This is a genomic window from Vibrio taketomensis, from assembly GCF_009938165.1.
In the GTDB taxonomy this organism is placed as follows: Bacteria; Pseudomonadota; Gammaproteobacteria; order Enterobacterales; family Vibrionaceae; genus Vibrio; species Vibrio taketomensis.
On record NZ_AP019650.1, the window covers coordinates 811160 to 835613 of the forward strand.

13 protein-coding genes are annotated in these 24454 nt (G+C 44.2%); 5 read left to right on the plus strand and 8 right to left on the minus strand.

Annotated elements, in window-relative coordinates; all coding sequences use genetic code 11:
* Positions 1-154: 154 nt before the first annotated feature.
* Positions 155-982: a GGDEF domain-containing protein gene (locus Vt282_RS17490; protein ID WP_162064227.1), complete on the plus strand. Its 828-nt coding sequence runs from the start codon at positions 155-157 to the stop codon at positions 980-982.
* A gap of 88 nt (positions 983-1070) precedes the next feature.
* Entirely contained in the window at positions 1071-1592 is a 522-nt protein-coding gene (locus Vt282_RS17495) for a DUF2058 domain-containing protein (RefSeq protein WP_162064228.1), read from the plus strand.
* 61 nt (positions 1593-1653) lie between these two features.
* Here the strand turns inward: Vt282_RS17495 and Vt282_RS17500 are convergent, their stop codons facing one another.
* From Vt282_RS17500 to Vt282_RS17530, 7 genes are all read right to left on the minus strand, one after another.
* Positions 1654-2937, minus strand: a complete 1284-nt coding sequence (locus Vt282_RS17500) for a DEAD/DEAH box helicase (RefSeq protein ID WP_162048232.1) — start codon at positions 2935-2937, stop codon at positions 1654-1656.
* A 212-nt stretch (positions 2938-3149) separates the two neighbouring features.
* The gene (locus Vt282_RS17505; RefSeq protein ID WP_162064229.1) at positions 3150-9662 is read right to left on the minus strand and encodes a hypothetical protein; all 6513 of its coding nucleotides are present in this window, start codon (positions 9660-9662) and stop codon (positions 3150-3152) included.
* Entirely contained in the window at positions 9614-11149 is a 1536-nt protein-coding gene (locus Vt282_RS17510) for a T1SS-143 repeat domain-containing protein (RefSeq protein WP_162064230.1), read from the minus strand. The genes Vt282_RS17505 and Vt282_RS17510 overlap by 49 nt, the downstream gene beginning before the upstream one ends.
* 36 nt (positions 11150-11185) lie before the next feature.
* Positions 11186-15697, minus strand: coding sequence for a hypothetical protein (locus tag Vt282_RS17515; RefSeq protein WP_162064231.1), 4512 nt, complete (start codon positions 15695-15697; stop codon positions 11186-11188).
* Positions 15694-16011, minus strand: a complete 318-nt coding sequence (locus Vt282_RS17520) for a hypothetical protein (protein WP_162064232.1) — start codon at positions 16009-16011, stop codon at positions 15694-15696. The genes Vt282_RS17515 and Vt282_RS17520 overlap by 4 nt, the downstream gene beginning before the upstream one ends.
* An 86-nt stretch (positions 16012-16097) precedes the next feature.
* A complete protein-coding gene (locus tag Vt282_RS17525; protein WP_162064233.1) occupies positions 16098-18923 on the minus strand; it encodes a retention module-containing protein in 2826 nt (941 codons plus the stop codon).
* A gap of 306 nt (positions 18924-19229) precedes the next feature.
* Positions 19230-19580, minus strand: coding sequence for a YajD family HNH nuclease (locus tag Vt282_RS17530; RefSeq protein ID WP_162048234.1), 351 nt, complete (start codon positions 19578-19580; stop codon positions 19230-19232).
* A gap of 245 nt (positions 19581-19825) precedes the next feature.
* Between Vt282_RS17530 and Vt282_RS17535 the strand changes: the two genes are divergently transcribed.
* From Vt282_RS17535 to Vt282_RS21370, 3 genes are all read left to right on the plus strand, one after another.
* Positions 19826-21427: a long-chain fatty acid--CoA ligase gene (locus tag Vt282_RS17535; protein WP_162064234.1), complete on the plus strand. Its 1602-nt coding sequence runs from the start codon at positions 19826-19828 to the stop codon at positions 21425-21427.
* A gap of 257 nt (positions 21428-21684) precedes the next feature.
* Entirely contained in the window at positions 21685-22698 is a 1014-nt protein-coding gene (locus tag Vt282_RS17540; RefSeq protein WP_269472623.1) for a glycoside hydrolase family 18 protein, read from the plus strand.
* On the plus strand, positions 22667-22951 hold the full coding sequence (locus Vt282_RS21370) for a glycosyl hydrolase family 18 protein (protein ID WP_269472624.1): 285 nt from the start codon (positions 22667-22669) through the stop codon (positions 22949-22951). Before Vt282_RS17540 ends, Vt282_RS21370 begins: the two co-directional genes overlap by 32 nt.
* Positions 22952-23165: 214 nt before the next feature.
* Here Vt282_RS21370 and Vt282_RS17545 read toward each other — a convergent pair whose 3' ends face one another.
* The gene (locus Vt282_RS17545; protein ID WP_162064235.1) at positions 23166-24434 is read right to left on the minus strand and encodes a peptidoglycan DD-metalloendopeptidase family protein; all 1269 of its coding nucleotides are present in this window, start codon (positions 24432-24434) and stop codon (positions 23166-23168) included.
* Between the last annotated feature and the right edge of the window lie 20 nt (positions 24435-24454).

Here is a 24454-nt window from a genome sequence, read left to right on the forward strand (position 1 = left end):
TTGTCACGTACAATGCCGCCAAAGTTGAGATAAACTATTGCTCTATCTCATAAATAAGAAAATATTGCTTCCCAAAATGTATAATTGGTCAAATTCAACCAATTGCACCTCTGTTACCTTATTGGTAACCCGTAGTTTTTAGGTCATATTTGAAATGCGAACACTATTTAACGACACTGAGATAGCTCAAGGTCTGTGTAGACAAGCAGCTAAGTTTTCCGTCGTCCCTCTTGCATTCCTGTTACCAGTGTTTGTGTTTAATATCGAAGTTGAATCGATTTACGACTTCGTCCTCGAGGTTACTCGTCTGTATTGCGTTATTTTGATTGCCTCGATGGCAGAAAAACTGATTAACCTGCGTGTTGTACATATCGGTCTGGCGATTGCTATTGCAAACGGGTGTTATGACGCGGCGACCGAAGTGGTGTATTTGGAAAATGCCATTACCGCTAAGTTCCCTTTTGCTGACGCGTTGCTTGATGAAGCGTTACTCATCATCTCCTATGGTTGTATTATCATGGGGTTATTTCATTACTTGCGTCAGGTAAATAAACTCTCTCTGACTGATCAGTTGACCAAATGCTATACCCGCTCAGCACTCGAATTAATGCCATCAGGTCACTTCCAGATTTTCTATTTAGACCTCGATAAATTTAAACAGATTAACGATACCAAAGGCCACAATATCGGAGACCGAGTGTTAACGTTGTTCGGTCGTCGACTAATCCGTTGTTGTGATGATATCGGTTATGCGTTTCGTATCGGTGGCGATGAGTTTCTCGCCATCGTTGATATCCACCATGCACACAGTTTTATTGATACCTTTACAAAAACCTGCCAAGTCGAAGAAATTGCCTTCAGTTACGGAACGGCTTTATGCGAAAACGGTAACTTTGCTGCTGCGATATCAGAAGCGGATGAGAATCTCTACGAAATGAAGCAATTTAAGGATAGCAACTACCCATTCAGCTACCCTGTGTGATGGATTTATTGATTCTAGTGCTGCAAGACTTTATTTGCTCAGCCAGAGTCAGGTAAAATAGTCACAATTAATTTGAATAGAGATCCCCATGGCTAAACTGACCCTTCAAGAGCAAATGCTTAAAGCTGGCTTAATTAACGAAAAGAAACTGAAAAAAGCAAAGAAAGGCTCAAAAAAATCACGTGTACAAAACCGTGAAGTCAAAGCTGCCGTTGAAGAAAACAAACGCCAACAACAAGAGCGCGATAAAGAGCTAAGTGCTCAACAAAATGAGCAGCGTTTGAACAAAGAAGTGCAAGCACAAATCAAACAACTGATCGAAATGAACAAAATCGATTTAGGTGATGGCGATATCAAATACAACTTTACCGATGGTACGCTAGTCAAATCTCTTTATGTTGAACAATTGATACGTGACCAGCTAAGCAAAGGCATTCTTGCTATCGCTCGCTCAGAAGAAACCTACGTGGTGATCCCTAGTGCTGTAGCAAACAAGATTGCCCAACGCGATGCCGAAGCGATTATCGATCAGAAAGAAAAACAAGCAGATGTGGTTGATGAAGACGACCCATACGCAGATTTCGTGGTACCAGACGATTTGATGTGGTAATCAATAAGAAATGTAAAAAGGGCGATATTTTCATATCGCCCTTTTTGTTTAAATCGGAGAGTTATTTGCCGTTTTTAGCTCGAATCATTCGGTACAAACGGCTACGACGCTCTGCCTCACCCTGGTTAGAATCGCTTGGGTTGTTCATGCGTGAACGACGATTCTTGAACGCTGGTTTAGAGTGCATTTTCTCAAGTAATGCATCACGGTTCTTTGGCTCGTAACCTTCTAATTCTTTACGGTAAATACGTTGACCAATCAGTTGTTCTACTTGTTGTAACGTCAACTCTTCTTCGCGGTTAACAAATGATACCGCATGACCTTTTTGACCTGCACGACCAGTACGACCGATACGATGTACATAGTCTTCCGCAAGGAACGGCATGTCAAAGTTCACTACGTGTGGCAGGTTTTGAATATCTAGACCACGCGCTGCAACATCAGTCGCAATCATCACTCGAGCTTTACCTTGCTTAAATTCATCTAAAGCACGACGACGAGCGCTTTGCGCTTTGTCACCATGGCAAAGTACCGCTTTAATACCATCTAGCTTAAGCTCTTTTACAAGCTCGTTCGCTGTTTCTTTGTAGTTCACAAATACCAGCACTTGTTGCCAGTTTTTACGACCAATCAGCTCAGACAGCAACTCACGTTTACGTTCTTGCTCAACTGGGTAAACCACGTGTGCAATTGTCTCTGCGGTTACGTTTTCACGTGAAATAGCCACACGTTTAGGCTGGCGAAGAATTTTGGTCGCTAGCATGTTCATTTGTGCAGAGAAGGTTGCAGAAAACAGCATGGTTTGCGGCTTAGTCGTGACACCTGCCATGATTTTTTCAATCGCAGAGATAAAGCCCATATCGAGCATGCGGTCAGCTTCATCAAACACTAAAAATTCTAGGTTTGCTAACGATACATTTTTTAGTTCCAAGTGCTCAATTAAGCGGCCTGGTGTCGCAACCAGAATATCAACACCGTCAACCAAGGCTTTCTCTTGAGAAGACATTTTAGCGCCGCCATAGATTGCCACTGTCTTCACTGATGTGTACTTGGTGTAATCTGTAATGTTTTGAGCGATTTGCGCTGCCAACTCACGAGTCGGCGCAAGAATCACTGCGCGTGCTTGATGACGGTTTGAAGCCTTAGGTTTATCCAAAATATTTTGAATAATTGGCAGTGAGAATGCCGCTGTTTTACCCGTACCAGTTTGCGCATTGGCAAGAATATCATGACCACGACGAGCCAACGGAATCGCCTTCTGCTGAACTGGCGTTAACTTGTCGTAACCGCATTCAGTAAGTGCTTTAACGATTTCTGGTGAAAAATTTTGTGATGCAAATGACATTACTTGTTCCTAACAAACTACCGGGAAATGCTCAATTTTAGGCATTACCAAAAACTTGACCGGAGATTATAGTGCAAGTAGCACGAGGATGGGACATATTTTAGCAAAATACCCAAACAACCTTTGCATACTCGCTTATGTGAGTGTGCTTGAGTTTCAATAACAAAGGGCTTGTCGCCAAGCCCTTTGAGGTACCTCAATCCGCCAATGAATTACATTTGGTCAATGTTTGGCAACTTAATGAAGTCATTGTTGATGAGATCTTCCGCTAAACTACCGCTACCTGCATCCAAGGTATAACCAGCTTGGTTCTCCAATACGATGGTTTGGACGGTTTCTTCACCGTCTTCATCCAGAATATCAATCTTGATTTCATCGCCTTCAATATTGGCACTAATGCGGCCAAGAATATCATCCATCGAGTTTTCTTCAGCAAACAGTTCTGACAAATCGATCGTATCGTGTTCAACGCCGACTCCCTTACTGGCGTTAAAGTCAGTCACTCTATCGCTAACGGCGCTATTTTCATCAATATCTTCTAGCGCCCACAATAGCGTATCTGCACCTGAACCACCGGTTAGAATATCTGCGCCGAGGCCACCATGCAGAACGTCATCACCGAGTCCGCCTTTCAGTTCGTCATCACCGACGCCGCCGACAAGTTCATCTTGTCCTTCACCACCAAGTAAATGATCATTACCAACACCGCCTTGGAGCGTATCCTCACCTTTACCGCCAATCAGAACATCTCGACCAAGACCACCTTGGACAAAGTCATCCCCATCACCGGCTTCGACTCGGTCGTCGCCCTCACCACCACGAATAATATCATCACCGTCACTGCCAATAATGATGTCGTCACCATCACCGCCAAGTAATGTAATGCCATCTTGGTCACTCACGTTGATGATGTATTCGTCTTCTGAGCTACCTGTCACGGTGTTAGACGCATCGGTTGAAAGAACTAGAGTCACTGGACCTGACAGCGCAGGCGCTGCGGTTTGGTCAGTGGATACCGCTCGAACTTCAATATTGGTCGAATTCAAGCTGACACCAGGTTGTAGTTCAACGCTTATATCCGTATCACCACCCGGGGGAACTTGTGCTTGATACACTCCGTTACCGATATCGACTGCGGCCACTGCACCCACTTTAATGACTGCGCCCGCTGGCACGTTATCGAATTGAACCGCTAAAGATTCTGTTGCGACAGACAGAGCAGGAATCAATCCTAGCAATGGAATCACCGCCACTTGCGCATCGTTAACCGCCACCACATAACGATTTCTTTCAGCATCAAGGCTTGGTTGGTCACTGATTGGGTTGACTTTGATCGCCACGGTAAAGTCTTGGTTTTGCTGTGGCCCTCCTGAGCCAAAGTTACCATTGTCGTTCACCACAACGTTAAGCTCAGCATCACCACTGACGTTAGCATCTGGTGTATAGATAACACCCTGCGCTAACCAAGTATTGATATCGCCAAGCGTACCATTAAGCACTGTATCACCATTGATATTCGTACTCACCATTACGCTATTGTCATCTGCGACAAAACTGATACCCCCCAACGTACTAGACAGAGTGACGGTCATATTCGCTGATGGATTATCCACTTCGTCAACATCGGCTATTTGAATATCCGTCAGTGTGATTGCCGTATCTTCATCAGTCTCTCGAGACAAAGAGCCCACAACCGTTGGCGCATCGTTTACTGCATTGACGGTAACATCGATAGTGATTTCATCGCTGGTTAGGGCGTCGTTAATGTCTACAACTCCATCATCATTGACATCGCCGTTGTTACCGTTATCCGTTACCCAAACCTTAATTTGTGCATCTTGATGGCTGTTTTCACCAGCACTAAACAGCAGCCCTTTGTCACTGGCAACCGCATCACCATTTAGTAACGTATTAATGTGCTCTATGGTGCCATTCAATACCATGTTGCCGTTGTTATCGGTTGAAATCAGCACAGTATTATCATTCGCGTATTGCAATGAATCACTACTAAATGACAGCGTTCCGGATGTATGGCTGATGGTCACGGTCATCACTGTATTCGGGTCATCAATGACATCTGTATCGGCAATTTGAATGCTGGTGATCGACAATGGCACGTCTTCATCGGTGCTATAGTTGGTTTGTGCACTAACCTCTGGTTTGTCATTGACAGGAGTGATATCTAAATCAATCACTTGAGTATCGGTATTACCAATTACACCATTATCGTTGGCACTCACGTTCACAGTGATTTGTGGATTGTCATTGGCCCACGCATCGCTGTTGTAATCAGTACCGGTGAGATCCAGTTGAATCGCCGTCACCTGTTGCAAATTGGTTTCAACAATCCAACTTCCGGTGTAATTGCCATTAGCTATCTCTTGATAGGCGATGTAATCACCTGTATTGAGATCACCCGTATCGGTGTAACCCGGTAGAACAACCGACACACCATCCGGAATATTGTCGACCTTGATATACACGGTTTCTGGGTCGTTTTCACTGTGCTTATTGCCCGCAGCAATTGAATCAGTTTTATCGACAATTCGAGCATCAATGGTGATATCAACCACACCCGTACCAGCACCACTCGCCTCAATACCTGTTGCTTGGTTATCTATGCGTGTATCGACTTCGTCCGCCATCGGATTCACTGTCAAATCGATGGTCCCTTGTTGCGCTTTCGGTTGTTTATCGACTTGCTCTTGAGTAAACACCACATAACCCATGCTTGCTGTACCACTAAAGTTTGCAGCAGGGATAACTTGAATGGCGCTCAGATCCACGCTCTGGCCAACATCTTCGGTGAGTTTAATACTCCACTCACCACTACCGTTATTGGCAACGACAAAGGCAGCAGACGTTGACTCAACGATAAAATCTTCTGGCACATCGGTTAGTTTGAAAGAGACAAATTCTTCCGAGCCATCGCTATCATCAAGGGTAAAATCCAGCTGTTCTAACGTTATCGCACCGTCTTCATCACCGGTTATTTGCTTGTTACCTAACGAGTTTGCGGTTACTCCGTCCACAATCGAAGCGACATCAACAGTAATGCTGGTGTTGAAATCTTCAGTGTCTGTTCCAGCATTATCCGTGGTATCAACGATTTGGCCGCTAATAGCTAGATTTACGTTACCGGAAAAATCTTTATCCGGCGCAAACATCACATCTTGCAATACGTCTTGTACAGAAATACCAACCGGTAAATTCGCCGCCGTAATGGTGATAGAACCATCGCCATTATCCTCTACACCAGAAGCGTAATTTGTACCCGTGCTGACACTACCGCTAATAGGTGTAATCGTTAAGGCTGCGAAAGACTCAACACCATGCGATTGATTGCTGTGAGGGTCAATGAAATCAAACTGATTGAGATTAAGCGCAACTTGGCTGTCCTCATAGGCGGTATTCGCGCTTATCGGCGTCGGCACCTCTTCACCCGCCGTAAAATCGTCAGCCTCAACAGTTTGAACGACTGGACCATTATTAACACGCTCTACACCATCAACTTCAGGAGCAACGATGAAGTCGATGCTTTGATTAATCACATTTTCATCACCCGTATTAGGGTCTGTGATGACGATTGAGATTGGAATGGTGAAATCGCCGGCAAAGTGATCAATAAGCGATATTGTGGCATTGCCCAGCGCCCCTACTTTTAAGGTTCCATCGCCATTAACCATATCTGGGTCAATAGTGAACGCATATTTGCCGTTCGCAAAGTTTTCTTCACCACTACCTGAACTGACTTGATCGACCACGTCGATATCATTCATATCAAACACGATAGTGATTTGATCTTGTGCAGCGCCATCATTTAACTTGCCAACGTTGGTAATGATAATTTGACTACGTAGCACGTCGTCTAAAACGATTGGGGTATCCTCTAATGCGGCGACCTGATAAACCACACCATCTTCAGAAGAGGCCGCCGTTCCAATCTCTTGACCAGGGCTAGGATCTTCAAAGGCAAACTTGAGATCCAAATGTGGCGTTGAGTCTCTTCTCGCTGGCGCACTGATTTCATTCTCACTATCAATACCATGATCGACAGCGAGAGTGCGAATAATCACATCAAGTTCATACGGGCTACCATTAACCAACACACCGTCTGGCGCTTGAATCGAAAATGACGTTTCATTGGTTACTGTCCATGTACCGTCGCCATTGTTAATCGCCCCTTGAACATAAATTTGGTCAAGTATCGCTTGCTCCTCTGGTGATATTTCGTCACCAAAGCCAAAGTCGACCACCACTTGAGAGACCTCTTCCAACGAATCGATATCTTTGTTATCAAGATTGATCGAGTAAGTCGCATTCGGGTCTTGTCCATTGATGGTAAAGGTTGCGATACCATCGCTGATTTGCTCCGTTACGCCACTAGCAATGCCTGTGATATCCAGTATGGAATCAGTCTCCACCACAGGTTTAACATCGACATTGAGCTTGCCGTTGTACGGTACCGTTTCAACGACTCGTTGGCCCGTGTTCGTATCGATTGAATCGACATCAATTTCAGTGACATAGACAGTGCTATCAAGAACAAAATCTGCACTTGAATCTTCAGGTGACACTAAGGCTGATATTTTTAGATTCCCAGCGGTTAGCTCGTAGCCAGTTTTTGCCGTAATCATCACCGAATCGTTGGCACTAAACTCGTACTTACCGTTCGTTGCTTGAGCGGCCATACCGTTAATTAGCACCTCTCCAATCGCGGTGCTGTCCTGAATAGACATCGCAACACCAGTCAGAACTGCATTACTTTCACCTTGATTACCGGAGATAACTAATTTGCTAACAAACTCATGGTCGTTACCACCTTCTCGGTCTGTGAGCTTACCTGGATACCATTTAACATTATTATCTCGGTCTTCAAGAGGTGTCGATGACGCATCATCACTATGGACAACAAAGTTATTCATGAAACCTGAAATTTCCGGATTTACTTCGATAAAGATATCTTTCTCTGTCACCAACTCATTACCATCGTCTTCGGTAACAATGATTTTAGCGATAAGGTGGATGTCTTCAGTGTTATTAGGTTTTGGTATAACTTTGATATCACCTTGGGCAATGTCAGCCTCGTATTGCGCTGAGCCATTTTTGCTACCTACGTAAGTGAGGCTGACTTCGTCATTATTCGAGTCAACAATGGTGTATTCACCCAAGTTATCGGCTGCGGCATAGATCACTACTGATACGGTTTCGGATCCATCTGGCCCCGACATATCGTATTGGGTTTCACCGCTCATTACGCCAAAGTCGAGGGTAATTTCACCATTTTCAGCCAATGCTGTACTGGTTTTAATCCCAAGCAGATTGTCATCATTATCCTTGACCACTTCCCACACTAAGTTGCTATCCGCTTTCATTTCCGGCGCATCTGCAATGCCTTTTACATCCACAGCAATGGTTTTATTGCCCATGGATTGACTAACAGCGACATCCGAATTCACTAAGAAACTGGCAGAATCAACCACTTTCACTTCTACATCAAAAGTGAAATTATCATTGCTGTCTTTAGGTGGGAAAATACCGGTAGCACCAGATTCAATCAGTGCGTAATCAATGACTAAATCAACATTTGCGTCAAGGTCATCACCAATTGGGTCAGTGACATCTAACGGTAATGCACTTGGAATGTTGAAGTCATCAACCAAGTATGCCACACCACCAAGAATCAACGCTGTGTCTCCATCACTATTGATGTTGGTGATCACGCTGCCATCTGGTAAATCTTTAAGGTAAACAAAGCGCGCTTCTGAGCCATCCGTATCAGTAAGATCATTAACCAATACATGGTCTTTAAGCTTGAACTCCGTATCTTCGTTAACTTTAACTCGTTCAACTTGGAATGAGATTGGGTCCACCACAGGCGTTACATCGACCACAATGCTCTTATCCGTTGAGTTGGTACTGTTATTGAACGGTTCGTGAGAGGTTGCTTTTACCTCCACCGTCACCGAACCACTGTAATCACCCTTAGCGGCAAGATAAACATCATCAATTTGTGCCGCGGTAAAATGATAAATACCGTCATCATCGGCACTAAACTCTGTCCCATTGCTATCGGTAATTCGATGACCTGCTGCGCTATCGGCATCACTAAGTTTAACTTGATAGGTTATGGTTTCTGCGCTGGCATCGGTTTGGTCTTGAGTTTCAAATTCAAAATTGAGTTTGATTAATGAATCTTCACTCCCCGTTGCTGTCGCCTCAAAATCTCCTGTTATGGTTGGTTTGTCTGCAACACCATCAATAATGATATGAACTTCGCCACTGCGTACTTGTGTGGTGTGATCGGCACGTGCTACTGTCACATCCGCATCGACTTTGAACCCACTCGAGTTGGTGGCAAATTCAGCATCAGGAATGAACACGATATTGTCGATGGTCATCTCTGTAGTCGAGCCAAACTCTAATGTCTGAGGCGATACTACCAACTTGGACGCATCAAGTGACCCTGTAACCAAAACTGGAGCGCCATTGAGATTCTGTGGATCGTAATAATAGAAATCACCACCTTGCGGCGCTTCTAAATCAAGTTGAGTAATGGTCTCTAAATCCGCATCATGCAGTTTCAAAGTCAGATCAACCGGAATTTCAGCCGCATCTTCATCACCTCTAACCTGCTCAATTTCTAACGTGGCATTTTTGTCCGATATGTTGATCTTCAAATTTGCAGTATCGGTGTCACCATCGTTATCCGTGGTAGTGACCAAAATTCTGCCTGAACTTTACCCATAACATGGTCAATGGAACTCGCTGAATCGAAATCCACTCGGACAGCACTGCCTTTTGTGAAAAGCGATAGATCACCAATGGACTGCCAATTACCGTCAGAATCTTTGGTTAATACGGTAACGCCATCGTCAAGCGAATCAGAATCAACGCTAAATACCGGACTATTAGGATCACCAAAGGCAAATTTATTCTGTAAGCCGGCCGGCACTTCGATATCAATATCGTCTATTCGGTCACCTTGCTTAAAGTTGACTAGATTAACCGTACTATTATTCGGTGACGACTGACCTTCAACTAAGTTAATCGTTACGTTTTTAGCGTCTGACACTTTATCAGTTACCGCAATTTCAAGAATCTGCGCCGCACTGGTATCGCCATCAAAATCTGTCGCTGTCACCGGAAGTTTGATGGTCAGTAAGTCAGAACCCGCATCCGGATGATCTAAGCCTCTGAGCATCTTAAACTCAACCTTACCAAAATCGTTATCGGTATAATCTGAGTTTACTTTTAGCTCAAACACGGTTTTGTTCTTATTATTCTCAACGACATAGCCCAAATACACGCCGGTATTTTGGTTGTAACTAAACTGCACCGCTAAACCGTCGGAGGTCAGGTTTGCAATCGGGTCACCGTCTTTATCGAACACCGCAATGGCGTCGGTATCGATATTGAACTGCTTGATATTGTCCGAACTTGGCGCCAGCTTTATTTCCGTCGAATCAATTTCAGCTTTGTCTTTGCTGATACCAATCCCTTTCTCGTCCACCTCAATTTTACCAATGGTGGTGATCGCTGGATCTTGCCCATCAATTAAATCAAGCTTGAAGGTTGTGCTATCGCTATCACCATCAGTATCGGTAGCAGTGGCACTCAGCGTTAGCTCAATCACATTGCCTAGCGGGTTATCAAGAGGTTGAGATTGCTCAACCGTAATCGCACCGGTCTCTTTGTTTAACGCGATGTTAAGCACCTCAGTATTGGTGCCTTTGATCACTAGTGAATAGGAGGCATCCTCACTCTTAACTTCAAGCTCTTGACCACTGCTAGTCAAGTCTGCCAACTGATAAAGACTAGTCGGTGTTAAATCAAATATCACCGTATCAATCGCATCGGTGCCACTTTCAATACTCAACATATTTAAGAAAGTATCACTGGCTGGTGAATTGCTGGACATATTGACTGTTTCAGTTAACTCCGCATCATTGTTTGAATCAATGGTTGGTGTCGTGCCATCAACAATATCAATCGTAATATTCGCTGTCTGTGGATCGTCGTCAGTCGATGTACTGGTCACTAGCACTTTCAATTGGCTGATATTGGTTAGTGGTTGATCGATGGCTTTAAACTGAGTCACATCATAAGTACCGGCTTGTTTGTAGTTCGCATCACCGACCATGCCTACATCAGTTGGGTAGTAAGTTAGCTCAAGTACCTTGTCACCAGTGACCGAGTCAGTAAGCGTCACTGTAGTATCGTTTGACTAACCACAATATCGTTGCCGTTACTGCTCCAGCCTTGAAGTTGTTTCAGCGGTGCCATGGACTTCGTCGTAATTTGACAATGAAATCGTGGTTTGCGCGCCATCTGGCCCAGGATTTAGCTGGGTATCACCACTCACACTTGAAGGAGTAAAGTCACCGCCCGCATCCAAAGTTTCAGTTAATTGCTCGCTACTGTCTTCAATACTGGTATCAATGCCATCTTTAATATCAACTGTAACAGTTGCACTTAGGTCAGCGTCATCGGTAGAGGAAGCAATGACGTTAAACACCAAAGTATTCTTTTCACCAACCTGATCGATTGGCAAAGATTGTTTGATGTTGTAGCTGCCATCATCGTTGAGTTTAAACTCGAACACTTCCGTATTAGGGGCATCTTTATAGACTAAGGTGTAGATATTTTCGTCGGAGTCAAACTCCACCTTAAGTGCCTGACCTTGACTGGTCCAATTCGCCTCAATGACATTTTTATCACTGGTGCTTAAGTTAACCGCAAGATTAGAAATACCGTCAGCACCGGCGACTAAGCTTACATTGCCGTTTGCGGTTGCCACCACAAACTCATCATCGGCGTTATCCGTTTCCGTCAACTCCTCGCTCGCATTAGCAAGGCTGGTGTTGACACCATCTTGTAAAGTAACTTTGACGCCAGCAACCGTCTCATCACCATCGTTATCAATAGCGACAATGGCTAAATTCAGCACATCCATATTGGTGGTCGAATCATTGCTGTTGTCGATTGGTAAGTATTGCGTGACCGTATAGCCACCCGCTGTGCCATTGTCTAACACAAAGGTGATCACATCTTGCTGCTGGCCTTGATCGTCAACATAGATGCGAATGGTATCATTCGACACCGAATACTCTGTGGCTTGACCTTGGGTGGTGATGCTATCAAGCATCGTCCGCAGTGCTGCATTGTCTTGCCATGCAATCGAGTCTATACCGTCTGAACCCGCAGCAAACATCACGCTATCATGCTGACTGATCGCATTGTTGACGCTGCCATCTAAGGTCAATGTTTCGGTCAACTCAACCTTAGAATCACTGTTGGCAAACGTAATATCTTGACCATCGGTCACCGTCACTTTAATCGTGGTGGGTGTCGGATCATCGTCAGTATCTGTCGCCACCAGTGGAAATAGAATTTCAGCAGAATCGGTTGGCAGTTCACTTTGATCAAATGCCTTGTATTGCGTCAGGCTATAGTCCCCATTGGCCTTACCTTGCGCATCTCTGACCAACGTGGCCTGCAATACATAATCTGCAACTGCGAGAGGTGAACTCGGGTTGGTAGAGATCACCACACTGTCACCACCATTGATGATGTGAACATACGTTGCTACGCCATCCACCTTGATGTTGTTTAGCACTGAACTGGTATCATCATCTGCCACGAATTTGAGACTCTTCAGCTCATCACTACCGCTGGTTAGCCCAACATTAAGGGTTTGCCCATTGCCATCTTGAGTAATGGTTTGAATGGCTGACGTTTCTGTCCAAGCCACTTCACGCTCGCCATTAAAGTCGATGTTATCACCGTCTTTAATTTTCAATGTCACATCGACTGAATCGGTATCACCATCTCCGTCTTGGGTAAATACCTGTAAATTGGCGGTTAGCACATCGTTGGTTGAGGTATTGTCAGTATGCAGAATGTCTGAGTTTGGTTTAAACGCAATGTCACCGTCTCTAGTGACATAAATCGTACCAATACCCGTATCATCTGGGCTCACCGCCTCTAGTGGGATCACGTATTGCTGATCGGCATTTTGGCTAAAATCATCCAAGTGATAAGTGCGGTTTTCATACGTAATATGCGTCACTTGGTCGCCATCTTTACTCACATCGCTAAAGATATTCTGCGTTGCGGTAATGCTACCTTGTGTACCAATCACAGGCTCGACAATCTCGTCAAACAGCACACTCTGTTTGAGGGTCGAGACATCATCGACTAATGAGACAGTCAGATACGCCTGCTCTACACCACTTTGGCTTGGATCCTTATCAAAATCGGTCGCAACGACGGGCAACTTCAATTTAAGCGCATCATTACCCGCATTTGGGTGGTCGACCTCTTTTAGTAGCGTAAATTCGACTTTACCAAAATCACTGTCGGTATAATCAGAATTGACCGTCGCTTCAAACACCACTTCTTTGGTCACGCCGCTACCAATAAAACCAATCAGTCCAGTTGCGGTTTGTTGGTACTGCACCACCTGATTATCAGAGGTTAAGGTCACTGGCGCATCGTTTTGATCGGTAACAACAATTCCGCTTGCTTTAATCTCAATGGTTTTAACATTATCCGAACTTGGCGCAAAAGTAATGGAAGTCGAATCCGCTTCAGAGTCATCGCTTGCTTCACCAATGCCTGCTTCAAACACTTGCATGGATGCAATCGGCTCAATGCGAGGGTCTTGTCCATCAACTAACGTCAACTCAAACGTGTTGCTACCACTGTCACCATCAGTATCACTTGCCGTCGCTTTAAGCGTCAGCACTAAGTTATTGTTAACTGGGTTATCAAGCGGCAAATATTGCTCCACGGTGACATCACCACTGTCTTTATCTAGCGATATATTGAGCACTTCTGTGCTAGTACCTTTAAGCAATAACGTGTAAGAGCCATCTTCGCTCTTCACTTCCAGTTCACGCCCCTCACTACGCAGGCCTGCGAGCGAAACGGCACTGCTATCATCCAGTTCAAAAAATACCGTTTTTAGTGCATCCGTGCCGCTATTGATATCCAGTAAGCCCGAATAGGTTTGCGCTGCTGGCGTCGCTGCGCTCATGTCGCTGGTTTCAGTTAACGTAATTGGGTCAATCGCTGCAATAGACGGAGTGGTGCCATCTTCAATATTGACCGTGATCCGCTTAGTCAACGACGCATCGTCGGTTGACGTTGCCGTCACATCGACCAACAAGGTATTGACGTCATCAACCAGTTGGTCGATGGTCGCATACTGAATTACATCATAGGTGCCCGCTTGTTTCATTCCCGAATCTTGAGGGTAGTAAATCAGTTCAAGAACTTTCTCTCCATCGCCATCAAGTAAGGTAATCGTGGTGTCGGTGGTTTCAATGGTGGTTGGTTGACCATTGCTGGTCCACGCTTCGACAGTCGCCGTATTGGCAAGTGTGATGGTTGATGCTGACCCATCTGGTCCTGGGTTTAGCTCTACATCGCCACTTATCGATTTAGTGGAAAAGGCACCTTGGTCATCGAGTGTTTCACGCAAATTCACCGTATCATCATTTAACGTGGTATCGACACCATCATGAATGTTAACGGTTAAGGTTTTGGTCACATCCACATCGTCGGTCGATGAGGCGGTGACTTCAAAGGTTAGCGTATTGGTTGCACCATCTTGGTCGATTGGCAGCAATTGCTCTACGGTATAATTGCCATCATCATCCAGTGTGACTTTAACAACTTCGGTATCTACATCGTTGGCATAAACCAAGCTATAGGTGTTGTTGTCAGTGTCCTCAATCACGCTAAGCGCATTACCTTGGCTACTCCAGTTGGCTTCTATATTCGTGACCTGCGCTTCACTTAACGTTAGTGCAATCGCTGATACACCATCCACACCCGGCATTAAATTAACATTGCCCGCTGCTTCCTCTTTGACGAAGCTGTCATCAGCATCATCGGTTTCAGTGAGGTTTACGGTGCGATTTTCGAGCGTCGTTTCTGCCCCATCGCTAATCGTAATCGCAATTTTAGCGCTGGTGACCTCATCATCCGTAGAATAGGCTTTGACGGTTAGATTGATAACACTCGACTCACCATTAATTTGGTCTAACGGCAGCAGTTGCTCGATGGAATAATCACCCGAGTCATCATCAAAGACAAATTCGAGCACCACACTGTCAGGGTCGTTTAGGTAAGTCAGTTTAAAATCGTTGCCATCTTGAATAACCTGCAGTTCGTTACCTTGGCTAGTCCAACTGCCCACTGTGGCAGCCTCATCGAGTAACACTTCGATTCGCTCAACACCATCGACACCGGCATTTAAGTCGACACTGTCTGCTTTAAAGCCATAATTTTCTTCAGGTGCAACGCCTGCTTTGACTTCGGTGTAGGCAACACTGCTGTTTGATAGCGTCGTCTCTACGCCATCACGAATCGTGACATCAATGGTTGTCACCGCATCTGCATCATCAGTGGATTTCGCGGTCACAATAAAATTCAACTCACTGATTTGACTCACATCTTGATCAATCGGTTTATATTGAATGACTTCATAACTGCCATCAGATTCGTCAAAGATAAACTCCAACACTTTATTGAAAGGTTCTTCAGCGTAGATCAGCGTGTAGTTGTTACCATCTTGCACAATGTCTAATTCTGTACCTTGGCTGGTCCAATTGAGAACATCGTTGATATTGGCGAGCGAAACACTAATGTCAGACACACCATCAGTACCCTCTTTGAGGTCGATGGTGCCCATTTTTAGTGCACCGAAATCATCGGCTATTTCTTGGTAATTGAGCGTACTGGCGGTCATTTTCGTTTCGACGCCGTCTTTAGTATTACATCAACATCAGCTAGAACCGTATCGCCATCTGCGTCTGTCGCGACAATGGACAACACGATCAAATCTTTGTCATCGCTTGGGTCGTTGTCAATTGGCAAGTATTGAGTAACGTAATAACAACCACTCTTGTCTTCATCAAGCTCAAATGTAATCACATTGGTTTGATTACCGACGTCGTCTGTAACAAACACTCGAATAAAATCAGATGTAACTTCGAAGTCGGTGTCTTTTCCTGCGTCTTTATCGCATCGAGCGCCGCGAGCATGGTTGGCGTTTCTTTCCACTCAACGCTATCTATCTCATCAGACCCTTGCTTGAGTTCAATTGAAGAATGTCGAATAATCGAATTTTGCTCACACCATCAAGATTTTTAGCTCCTTGATAAAGACATACGAGTCCGGGTTACAACAACGATATCTTTACCATCAGTTACGGTGACATCGATTGTCGCGGTGGTGACATCGAGATCGGTATCTTGAGCCTCAAACGGGAACTTAATCAGTAGCGGCGCATCCACTTGGTCAAACGCTTGATGTTGCGTCACTGTATACGATCCACTGCGCTCTCCATCGCCATTTTCAGTAAAAGTCGCCTGCAACACATAACTCGAAGCATCGGTTGAATCGCTGCTTAACGACACCACCACAGATTGTCCATCATCAATCACGTGCACAAAGGTTGGCGCTTCATCTAACGTAATGTTATTTAGAACAGAGTTGGCATCGCTATCGACGATAAATTTTAGGCTTGCAATATGGTCACTACCCACCTGCATGCCAATATCCAGTGGGTTTCCGTCACCATCTTTGGTGAATACCTGTGGTTGTTGTGTTTCGGTGAACGCCAGCGTCAACCCACCAGTGAAACTAATATTGTCACCATCTTTGATTTTCAAAGTGACATCAACTGAATCGACATCATTGTCATCATCTTTAGTGAAAACCGTTAAATTGGCCGTTAGTTCATCAAGCGTTGAAGTCGCATCGGTATGCAGAATATCGGAATTCGGTTTAAATGAGATGTCACCGTCTTTACTGATGTAAATAGTGCCAATCCCAGAATCATCTGGGGTGACGGCACTAAGCGGAATCACATGTTCACCCACATTATTTTGCGGATAATCTTCCAGTACATATTTCTCGCCAGCGTATTCAAAATGCGTTACTTGATCGCCATCTTGACTAACATCGGTAAACACGTTTTGTTTCGCTGTTGTTACGCCATCTACACCAACGGTCGGCTCAACAATTTGATCAAACAGCAACGAGTCTTGAAGGGTGGAAATATCATCAACCACGCCGATGGTGAGTATGGTTGCCTGAGCGCCATCGGTATTTGTATCTGAGTCAGATTTATCGTCGTCACTGTCGACGCCATAAACAGGAAAATCAAGATTAAACAGATTGTTGTCTGCACTATTGGCATCAGCTGGAGCATCATGATCAAGAGGTTTTAGCAGTTCAAAACTGTATGACCCGTCGGGCTGCAACTCAATAGTGAAAATGGTGACGCCATTTTCATCTTGCCCTTCATATTTACGATCAAAACCATCTGAATTTTGGGTGGTATCAACCAACGTGACAGCGAGGCCATCACTCTTTAACACACTTTGATATTGTGAATTGAATGCATTTACGTCGATTTCAAAATGCTGAACTGCATCACTGCCCTGATAAGACAAAGAACCTTGTGATAAAACCGGATTGCCGCTATCTAGTTGACTCTCTTCAACTGGCGTCACCGAGCCCAATACATTAACTATTGGAGCTGAACCATCCACAACGGTGTAATTAATCACATTGGTGACGACATCGCCATCATGGTCAATCGACGTAACAGGAATGGCAAACTTAAGCTCATCTTGCGCATTGTTTTGTTCAAGCGGCAGATTTTGCACAATCGAAAACTCACCATTTTCATTGATTGTCACCTGCAACACGACTTCATCAGGTTTTCCATCAATACTCAACGTCAATGTTTTACCGTCGTCAGACAGGCTCACTTGCGTGGATTGATTGTCAGATAACAGGCCCTCAAATTGATCAATCGCGTCGGCATCAAAGCGAATAGTCTCAATTTCATCCGAGCCCAATTCAAACACCAACCCATCTTTAGTAAATGGATTTTGCGGGCTGAGAGTATGGGTCTCTGTATAGATTTCATCAATGTCAGTCGCGGTTTGATCAACACCATCAATGATTGAAACAGTGACGCTCAAAGGCTCTTCTAGTGAATTACCATTGGTATCTTCACCATCAATGGTTAAATCAACTTGAAGCAAGTTATCAGTGTAGCGAACAAGGCCCTCACTTCCACTATCCACATTATGATCGATTGGTTTCTCGACAGTTGTCGTTAGAGTGAGATTGATGTCTTTACCCAGTAGGGTGGCATCAATATCAATTGTGACTACGGCTTCCCCACCTTGGGTACCTACGATTGCGTTGAGTCCAGGATCATATGCAAATTCAACCAGTTCTCCAGAAGAAGTTACCTCCGAATTAAGCTCTTGCAATACCGCAGACAGACGCTCCGGATTAGGCACAAATGAGCTTGGTTCTAATGCTAACGTACCGGCAATAACAGTAGCTTGTGTAACCGTCACTTGAGGATAAGTCCCGTCGAACAGTGAACCTTCCGATACTTGAGACAATAGAGTTAAACCACCCTCAGCGAAAGCGATTGTGCGAGCGCCCTCATAATCAAACTGTTCTTTTTCGTCCCTTTGCGCAGCCGTTTCAAACAACGTCGCAGCGATAGTTTCGTTTAGAAGCATCGTGACGGTACTTGATGTACCAAGAGCCGAACCCTCTGGCCCTTCACCTGCCGCTGCTGCCTCTAACGTCTCCGTGGGATCGGCTCCGTCTGCGATAGCGTCTTGAATGGCTGCAACATCAATTTGTGCATCACCAGGTTGGTCATCGAGAATAAGGGTCCCTTCAACTTGAGCGGTAGTAACAGTGGGCGTTTCATTCGAGGCGATTGTGATACAACCAATACAGTTATCGTCAATGGCAACAAACTCGTTGTTGACCGCTAAGATCAATCCACTACCTTCTGGCGTAAATAATAAGTCGTTAGCATTAAGTGATACCCCTTTAATAGCCGCCATAGGCGGTTCTCCTGACTTCACTACAACCGGAGTTCCCACCACCTCTTTAATGATCACTGGCGCAGAAAGAGTTTGCTCATTCATAGTCTTCATCCCTAAGCTAACTTTCGTTTATTTATTCGTTGCTAAATAGCTACTTGTAAGCATAGTCAGGGATCACACTTATTGCATAAATCAGATGGCATATAAATAGGTTGCATTTGTAATATTTTTGTTTTGATTACAGATAGCTATCTCAAATTGAGTTGCATTTTGAGTATCAACTTTAGAATGATATTCAGTCGTTACCCTTCTAGACCTTGATTTTGCTTGTAGTCACTCATATTCAAGTCATAAAAAAACCGCGCTTGATAGCACGGCTTAATGCGGGATTAAACGTTGAGTTTATGTCTATTTGCCTTTTTTCATCATCGCAGCTAAATCAGCAAATGGATTGTAAGTTGCGCCTTGATGGTCATCTTCACCAGGTTTCACTTCGCTTCCATAACGTTCATGCTCAAGGTATTTACTATGCTCATGATCGTGACAGTACAAACACAATAACTCCCAGTTGCTGCCGTCCGAAGGATTGTTGGTATGATCGTGGTCAACATGGTGAACGGTAAGCTCACGCAAATTTGAGTAGACGAATTCACGGGCACAACGACCACAAACCCAAGGATATAGTTTCAACGCTCGCTCACGATAATCACTTTCGTTACGCTTGTAACTTGCGCTGCTACCGTAAAAATCAGAAGACATATTGTTTACCTTAATACTGATATCTTTCGCGCGGATGCTAACATAAGCCAAATTCCGTGTATGTGCTTAACTTCTTCTTTCCTTAGAATTACTTTGAAGTAAACGTGCTTAGTAAATATTGCACTCGCTTAACATTTGGAAAGCAACATGATTGCTATGCTTTAAAGAATCAATCAACCTAGCTAGAAGTCTGGTTACAAACCCAAAATAGCACATAAAATCAACAAATAACTCGAAGAACCGATATGATGCAATACGTGAACGAACCATCAAATTATCAATTGCTGATAAAGAACTTACTTTTCTCTCCTGTTGCTTTTAATCCTCAACAAGAGATTGTATACGGCACTTCTCGCCGTCATAGCTATGAAACCTTTCACAACCGAGTAAAACAATTCGCTAATGCGTTAACCAAAATGGGCGTTAAGAAGGGCGACACGGTTGCCGTAATGGATTATGACTCACATCGATATTTAGAGTGTTACTTTGCCATACCGATGATTGGTGCCAAGCTACATATGATCAATGTGCGCCTATCACCTGAGCAAATTCTCTATACGATTGATCACGCGGAAGACGACGTTATCCTGATCAACGAAGAGTTTCTGCCCATTCTCGACCAAATCAAAGGCCGCATCGATACGGTAACCAAGTATGTAGTATTGCGAGACAACGAAGAGTGTGAATATGAACAGCTTTTAGCACAAGAAGCGCCTGATTTTGATTTCCCTGACTTTGATGAAAACACGATAGCGACGACTTTCTACACCACTGGCACAACCGGCATGCCGAAAGGGGTTTTCTTTACGCATCGTCAGCTAGTTTTACATACACTAGGAATTTTAAGTTCTTTGGGTACCAATGCGGTTCAGGGACGCCTTCATCAAGGTGACATCTACATGCCAATCACCCCAATGTTCCATGTGCATGCGTGGGGGTTACCATACATGGCAACCATGTTGGGTGTTAAACAAGTTTACCCAGGTAAATACGTACCTGATGTGTTGCTTAATCTTATTGAACAGGAAAAAGTCACCTTCTCACATTGTGTACCGACGATATTGCACTTATTGCTTAGCTCGCCTAAATCACAATCCATCGATTTATCTAAATGGAAAGTCGTGATTGGCGGAGCAGCATTACCAAAAGTATTATGTAAAGCGGCGCTCGAACGCGATATCGATGTGTTTGCTGGCTATGGTATGAGTGAAACTGGCCCTATTCTTTCTATCGTGCAGCTCACACCAGAACAGCTAGAGCTAGATATCGACCAGCAAGCAGAATACCGCTCAAAAACTGGTAAAAAAGTGGCCATGGTGGAAGTTCATATTGTCGACGAAGATATGCAGCATGTCGATCACGATGGTGAATCGAGTGGCGAAATTGTAGTAAGAGCACCATGGTTAACGCCAAATTATTACAAAGATAATAAGGCTTCAAAAGCATTGTGGCGAGGCGGATACCTACACACAGGTGATGTCGCCACTATCGACACTGAAGGCTTTATTAAGATCACTGACCGCGTTAAAGACATGATCAAAATCTCTGGCGAATGGGTAAGTTCACTTGAACTGGAAGATATTATTCACCAGCATCAAGCGGTTTCTGAGGTGGCTGTGATTGGTATGCCGCACAACAAATGGGGTGAAATACCACTAGCATTGATAACATTAAAAGACGGGGCTCAAGTGACGGAAAAAGAGTTACTGGGTTTTGCCAAAGACTTCATCACCAAAGGAATCCTTGCGAGAGAAGCGCTGCTACTTAAAGTTAAGTTCGTAGACGCCATTGCCAAAACCAGCGTAGGTAAAGTCGATAAAAAAGAAATGCGCCGACTGTATCTATAGCTAAATTAATGACGCTTATCTAATGAATAATAATGCTCTGACATCAGTTAGAGCATTATTTTCGAAACTTCCTTTAAATTTATTTTAAATATCATGAATTGATCGGCTTTCTAAATCATTTAAATCCAATCTAAAATAAACAAGAATCATCTCGCAACTTATTGAACAACAATAATTTTCACTTGCCACAATCAGCGCAGAAGAAATACATTAAAACTCTATTAATATCCTTATTACTATTTCGCTGAAGGATTGCTATGAGCAAACTAATACCTACCCTAATATCCGCCGCTTTAATTGCATCACCCTCAAGTTTTGCCAACAATCTTAATGAACAACTTGTGAAAGATCATGACTTTTTCTCTGGGAAGCATGGGCATTATCAACAAACCAGCGGCAAAGTGGTGGCCACGTATATTGGTAATTGGGTAGATCCGAAAGAAGTACTTAAAATCAACGCAAACAATATTAGCCACTTGATTTACGCATTCGTTGAAGTATGTGGAGACAAGCAGCGAGATGTCCTCGATGATATTTGTCTTACGCTAGAGGACAATCAACTCGCAGTAAACAGCAATAGCACCGATACGACTTTTATTCCCTACTTTGAACAGCTAAAAAAACAGTATCCACATTTAAAAATTTTATTATCGATTGGCGGCGGTGGGCGTTCCGCCACTTTTGAGCAAGTAACCGAAAATAAACATAATCGCGAAACATTTGTGCAATCCACTCTCGATTATCTAAATAAGTACCCGGTATTTGATGGCGTAGATATCGACTGGGAATACCCTCTAACCAAAGAGCAAGGCATCGGTTTTGCTCACCTGATGCAAGATCTAAAAGTAGGTCTAGACGCACTAGGTGAAAAGAATGAGCGTAAATACATCAACTCTGCAGCGGTCAATACCATCGACTACCTAACTCAGTTTATCGACTACAGCCAAGTCGCACCTTCAACCGACCTGATTTTTATGATGACGTATGATTTTTATGGACCATGGACAGAAAATAATATTGGTCATCACACTAACCTTAAAACTCACCCTCATAATACGCAGCAAGGTTACGGACACAGTGTTGATGCGGCGGTCAATAAGTTTATCTCGTTAGGTGTGGCTCCAGATAAACTGGTTGTTGGAATTGCCAAATACGCGCGTGGTTGGCAAGGCGTCACCGAACATAAACAAGGTGGTCCATTTGGCACTGCAACCAAAGAGCTTTACCCCGCATCGATAGATGAAGCCGGAATTGACGACCAACGACAATAAAGGCGAAGGAAAAGACGGATTCGAAATTCGGTATGATCCCCAATGTGCTTGCCATTATGCGTGGCGAGAAACTGATACAGCCGTTGTGACATTTGACCACCCTTACGATGTGTATCAGAAAGCACAATATGCGCTTAAACATAAGCTCGCAGGCGTGTTCTCTTGGGCATATCAACAAGACAATGGCGATCTGTTAAATGCGATGAATGTCGGTATCGGCAATAAAAAAGCCGTTAAGACGAGCCAGAACTAAGACGGTGCTCCTCGAAATTAAGCGCTCTAAGCCTACTTGGAGCGTTTTATTTCCACACCACTGAACCTTTGTAATTGGATTCAACGTTCAAGCAAATCTATCTCGCATACTTGGTGAGCCAAGCGACTAGATAGTTTGGCAGATATATCGTTTGGCTACAGCCGAGATAAGAATGACTAGCGTTATTGGTGACTTACCAGATAACGCTAGAAGCTCACGAATGTGTTCTTTCTTTATCCACCAGCGCATCGAATTTATTTATGCTCGCAACAAAGGCAGGCTTAAAACTCTGTGTCAATGAAGATGCAATCGGGAGGTCTGCTTTCATCGCGTCAACGGCTCTATTGCGCACTAACACTTCAAAATGAAGATGAGGCCCAGTTAAGCGCCCTGTCGCCCCTGAAATTGCGATTTTTTGCCCTCGTTTTACTTGTTGGCCTTTTTTAACCAAAAACTTACTGAGATGTAAGTATCGCGTTTTGTACACACTATTGTGCTCAATCACGAGATATTTACCCGCATAGGGATGGTTCCGAACCGCAATCACCTTTCCATCTCCTGTCGAATAGACGGGAGCCCCGACAGGTGTGGCGAAGTCTGTGCCATTGTGCGGGCTAATACGTCCAGTAACCGGATGTTTACGTTTAGGATTAAATGGTGACGTAATACGTCGATATTGTGGATCAACAGGATAGCGATTGAATGCACGTTCTAGGCTATTTCCTTCGCGATCATAAAAGCGGCCATCCTCAGCTAAAAAGGCGGATATTTCCCCTTTTGCTAATTTGAACGAGATGGCTTTTATCTCACTAATCCCCGTTGGATGGTCATTTAGATATTGCTGCTCCACGAGAATATCAAAATGGTCTCCGGCCTTTAACTCTCGAGTAAAATCGAGTTTATCGCGCAGCACTCGAGTAATATTCGCGATTTGGTTTGACGTCAAACCGAGCTTGTACGCCGAAACAGAAAAACTTCCTTTTACTTCACCGGAAAACAAAGTCTCACGCCAATGACTCGGCAGTTCATTAAGCGCATAAACAAAACCTTGCTCACTTCTGGTATAGATCGCTCGCTCAACCAGACTAATGTGATAAGTCAAACTCATCAGTTGACCGGTCGGGTCGAGTGAAAACTCCAGTACCTCGCCCGGCTGGATTGTATCCAGTTGCAAATGATCAGAGTCGACAGCAAGTACTTCATGGAGTATCTCATAGGGTATATTGAGCTGGGCAAAGATCGCACTGAGAGTATCCCCTACCTTTACAATATATTGAATGTTCTTGGATTGTGGAGACTGGCTAATCTCTTGCTCCGCGCGAGCGGTGTTCTCGACCTGGGATTGTTCGTTTGTCGTCACGTTTGCCTTTAATTCAGGAACGTGTTCATTTGCAACGCATGGTTCATCTGAGCTGGGAATAAAAAACGCACAAACAAATGCAAACAGAGCAATCGTTGCCGCAATAGTTCTAAAACGATTCATAACTTAACTATCTGATTAAA

Excerpts from the sequence above, each read along its gene's own strand:
- Vt282_RS17535 (WP_162064234.1), top strand. The coding sequence starts at position 19,826 with ATGATGCAATACGTGAACGAACCATCAAATTATCAATTGCTGATAAAG.
- Vt282_RS17525 (WP_162064233.1), bottom strand. The coding sequence starts at position 18,923 with ATGAATGAGCAAACTCTTTCTGCGCCAGTGATCATTAAAGAGGTGGTG.
- Vt282_RS17515 (WP_162064231.1), bottom strand. The coding sequence starts at position 15,697 with ATGACCGCCAGTACGCTCAATTACCAAGAAATAGCCGATGATTTCGGT.
- Vt282_RS17495 (WP_162064228.1), top strand. The coding sequence starts at position 1,071 with ATGGCTAAACTGACCCTTCAAGAGCAAATGCTTAAAGCTGGCTTAATT.
- Vt282_RS17500 (WP_162048232.1), bottom strand. The coding sequence starts at position 2,937 with ATGTCATTTGCATCACAAAATTTTTCACCAGAAATCGTTAAAGCACTT.
- Vt282_RS17490 (WP_162064227.1), top strand. The coding sequence starts at position 155 with ATGCGAACACTATTTAACGACACTGAGATAGCTCAAGGTCTGTGTAGA.
- Vt282_RS17545 (WP_162064235.1), bottom strand. The coding sequence starts at position 24,434 with ATGAATCGTTTTAGAACTATTGCGGCAACGATTGCTCTGTTTGCATTT.
- Vt282_RS21370 (WP_269472624.1), top strand. The coding sequence starts at position 22,667 with ATGAAGCCGGAATTGACGACCAACGACAATAAAGGCGAAGGAAAAGAC.
- Vt282_RS17530 (WP_162048234.1), bottom strand. The coding sequence starts at position 19,580 with ATGTCTTCTGATTTTTACGGTAGCAGCGCAAGTTACAAGCGTAACGAA.
- Vt282_RS17540 (WP_269472623.1), top strand. The coding sequence starts at position 21,685 with ATGAGCAAACTAATACCTACCCTAATATCCGCCGCTTTAATTGCATCA.